We start from the raw sequence: 3,799 nt of genomic DNA, 5'->3' as shown, positions 1-3,799 counted from the left end.
TCAGGAGCAACCCAAGGAACAAAATCTTCAATGCCTTACGCTGTGGGTATAGGAGGATTGTTTATCCTTTTGCTTATTTTAATCGCCTTATGGAGAAAAAAACGGAAAGATAAAAAAGCCTAATTTACTATAACCCAAAGCAACACTTTTCGAGACCTCACAGAGTTCAAAACTTCTGTGAGGTTTTTTTTAACAAAGGGATAAGATCGAAAACATAGAAAGTAGATGGTTAGACAATTAAAAATATAAATAAATTTTAATGATTTGTAGAATGAAACATTAAATTATTAAATTTACTACCCGTTAGGTGGTCTGAACCAGATCCTGGAATTAATATTTGTTATTCATTTTGAATTCCCCGGAATAGGACTTTGATGGCCCGGGAAATCGCAGGGATTGGAAATCCTCAAAGTGAGGGTAGACTGAAAAAGTTGATTTAAAGTTCAGGCAAATTTCACAAGTCAAATGCGTTAATTGCCTGATATCCAGGGCTAACTAAATTGTGCTATTCTAGTGCGGAAATAATCGCATAAGTATCTTGAAATAATATAGTAAAAACTAAAGTTATGATGAGGATACATCAGTGCAAGCATTTTCTTTTTGTAGCTGTCATTTTGTTCCTTTTGACCTTCTCTTTAAATGCCCAGCACATGTCTTTTACAAAGACAACATTTGATAACGCTCAGGAATCATTTGAATCGGAAGATTATAAGGATGCCTTATATGAATTTCAAAAATTATATAATGCAGGTAAGACCAATGCGCATATTTGTTATAAAATCGGAATGTGTTATCTGAATCTTCAGGGTCAGGAAGTGAAGGCTATTCCTTACCTTGAAAAAGCAATCAAAAATATTTCGGCAAAATTTGACGACAAACAAATCACAGAAACACATGCACCCACCCATGCCCTGTATTATCTGGGCAACGCCTACAGGATAAATAATGAGCTGGACAAGGCCTTGGCCGTTTATGATAAATTTACTAAAACAGAAGGTTTTGAGGAAGTGTACAACAAAAAGATGGTTGACAAGGAGATTAAAAGCTGTCAGAGAGCCAAGGTTATATACGATAAACCGGTGGGGGTGAAATTCGAACATTTGGGAGAACCGATTAATACGGCTGAGAACAATTATAATGCAGTTGTATCCGCTAATGGTAAAGTAATGGCCTTCATGAGGGATTTGAAATTTTACAGCGCCATTATGGTTTCTTTCAATTCGGACAACCAATGGTCGGATCCTTTGAATATTAATTCCCAGGTGGTTTCAGACGGTGACTTTTACGTGTCTTCCCTTTCTTACGATGGAACCGAACTATATCTGGTGAAAAAAAACAGGGTAAAGAGGTTGTTTTCGGGGGGTGAAGCAACCGAAGGTGGTTCTTTCTCCGGCGATATTTATGTAAGTAAGTTTTCAAACGGGCGTTGGGCTAAGGCTATGCCTTTAAACAATAACATAAACACTTCGCATAATGAATCGCATGCTTCTATTTCACCGGATGGGAAAACATTGTATTTTTCAAGTGACAGGCGCGGGGGAGAAGGCAAGATGGATATTTATCTGTCAACTCGCAATGCGGGGGATAACTGGGGACCCGCAATGAATTTGGGGCCGATTATTAATACTTCCGATGATGAGGCAACGCCTTTTATTTCCTCTGATGGCACTACACTTTATTTTAGTTCAAAAGGGCATTTTAATATGGGCGGATACGATATTTTTTGTTCAAGGCGGTTGGCAAACGGCTGGACTGAGCCGGTGAATATCGGTTTCCCATTAAATACTACAAACAATGACTTGTTCTTTGCCCCATTAAATGCAAATATTGCATATTTTGCGAAAATATGGCCGGAAGGTTCGGGGAATAAGAATATTTTTAAGGTATTTTTGCATCCCGATTCTTTGGAAACAAAAAGTATTGGCGAAAAAGAAACTGATTTTTTTGAAAAGAATTTCACGATAAAGGTCTGTAAGACCTCGGACAGTAGTCCTGTTATTGTGATTCGTTACGATAAAGAACTTCATCAGTTCCTTGTTTCCGATCCTGAAAATTATAAGTTGGTTATTGAGGATATCGGGAAATAGTATAATTCAATTAATTGAAAAATTATTGGCTGGACTTGAAAATAAAATAGTACGATTACGCGCCCTTGAACCTTCTGATGTTGAGATACTCTACAACTGGGAAAATGATACTTCTGTATGGCAGATCAGCGGGACATTGTCTCCCTTTTCCAAAAAGATACTGGCCAGATATATTGAAACTTCCAATATGGACATATACGAGACCAAGCAATTGCGGTTTATGATTGATTCCAGGTTGGAAAATTATCGCACTATTGGGGCTATTGATTTATTTGATTTCGATCCTTTTCATCTCCGCGCCGGCATAGGTATTCTTATCGCTGAAGAAAAAGACAGGTCAAAAGGTTATGCTACTGCGGCTTTGGATATATTAATTCATTATTGTTTTAATATTCTAGGCCTTCATCAGATTTTTTGCAACGTCGAAACGGCCAATAAGAAAAGCCTGATGCTTTTTAAAAAGTTTGGCTTTGAAGTTATTGGCGAGAAAAAAGATTGGCTAAAAACTGCCGATGGCTGGACGAATGAATTGATGCTTCAATTGCTTAACAAACGATAATATTTTTTTACTTCCGACATTATTGAAATTATTGTATTATTTTTGTCCCTTTTAAATTGTCATAGTTATTCATTTTATTATATGAATAGAAATATTCTGATAGGTTTTGCAACTTTTTTGTTGATTTTTGCATCATGTACTACGCAAAAACAGATGGTATATCTCCAAAATATAGATTCTGCCAAAGCTCCTGATTTTTTTCCAAATAAACAGGTGGATTATCAAATACAGAATCAGGATATCCTTTATGTAAAGGTTTCGACCTTAAATGAAGAAGTGAGTAATGTTATTAATAATACTTCCTCTTCGGTTTCCCAACAAAATCTTTACCAAACGGATGCCAGTTTATATGTAAATGGTTATTCTGTTGATAAGGAGGGGGATATAGAAATGCCCGTACTTGGTAAAATTAAGGTAAGCGGATTGACCCTTAAGCAGGCTAAAGATTCATTGCAACTCAGGGCTGATAAATATTTGAAAGATGCCACAGTGATTTTGAAATTGTTGAGTTTTAAGGTTACGGTGGTCGGTGAAGCAAATCATCCCGGTGTGTATAAAAACTATAACAATCAATTGACAGTGCTGGAAGCTGTCGGAATGGCCGGTGATGTTTCCGACTATGGCGACAGGAAGAAAGTACTGGTCCTCAGGCCTGAGAAAGAAGGGGTCAGAACATACCGGATCGATTTGACCAGCACGGATATATTAAAATCACCTGCATTTTATTTGCAACCCAATGACATGGTTTATATTCAACCATTGAAAAATAAGACTTTTAAAAATAATATGCCCAGTATTCAAATATTTTTAACCGGTATCACAACCCTGATATTGGTTTTGAACTTTATTAAAAAGTAACAGCGATGGAGTATAATGACGAATTTCAGCAGGAAGAGACCATCGATATTAAAAAGTATCTGTTTAAAATTTTAGATAACTGGTATTGGTTTGCATTTTCAATCTTCATTGCCCTGGCGGTTGCCTATATATTAAATCGTTATTCTGAGCCTGTATATACCGTCAATTCTTCTGTTATTGTACGGGATGATGAAAACACCCGCGGATTATCCGGCTCTGATAATTTAGTAATGAAGAACTTTGATATTTTCCAAAGTAAAAAAAATGTACAAAATGAAATCGGAATTCTGCAGTC

The 3,799-nt window shown here is 36.5% G+C and carries 4 protein-coding genes; all 4 read left to right on the top strand.

All coding sequences use genetic code 11. From position 1 onward, the window contains the following. The first annotated feature begins 566 nt into the window (after positions 1 to 566). On the top strand, positions 567 to 2,087 hold the full coding sequence (locus Q8907_14130) for a tetratricopeptide repeat protein (protein MDP4275409.1): 1,521 nt from the start codon (positions 567 to 569) through the stop codon (positions 2,085 to 2,087). A gap of 25 nt (positions 2,088 to 2,112) precedes the next feature. Further along, positions 2,113 to 2,646 (top strand): GNAT family protein, encoded by a 534-nt coding sequence (locus tag Q8907_14125; GenBank protein MDP4275408.1) that lies wholly within the window; start codon positions 2,113 to 2,115, stop codon positions 2,644 to 2,646. Positions 2,647 to 2,727: 81 nt separating this feature from the next. Next, positions 2,728 to 3,504 carry a polysaccharide biosynthesis/export family protein gene (locus tag Q8907_14120; protein MDP4275407.1) on the top strand — a complete coding sequence of 259 codons (777 nt, stop codon included), beginning with the start codon at positions 2,728 to 2,730 and terminating at the stop codon, positions 3,502 to 3,504. A gap of 5 nt (positions 3,505 to 3,509) precedes the next feature. After that, the coding region (locus Q8907_14115) for a Wzz/FepE/Etk N-terminal domain-containing protein (protein ID MDP4275406.1) at positions 3,510 to 3,799 on the top strand (290 nt) is incomplete at its 3' end.

The sequence above is a fragment of the Bacteroidota bacterium genome (assembly GCA_030706565.1).
In the GTDB taxonomy this organism is placed as follows: Bacteria; Bacteroidota; Bacteroidia; order Bacteroidales; family JAUZOH01; genus JAUZOH01.
The sequence above is the reverse complement of the archived record's forward strand: the minus strand, read 5'-3'. Positions and strand labels throughout refer to the sequence as shown.

Bases quoted from the DNA above. Each gene is read 5' to 3' on its own strand.
- Q8907_14130 (MDP4275409.1), top strand. From the start codon at position 567: ATGATGAGGATACATCAGTGCAAGCATTTTCTTTTTGTAGCTGTCATT.
- Q8907_14120 (MDP4275407.1), top strand. From the start codon at position 2,728: ATGAATAGAAATATTCTGATAGGTTTTGCAACTTTTTTGTTGATTTTT.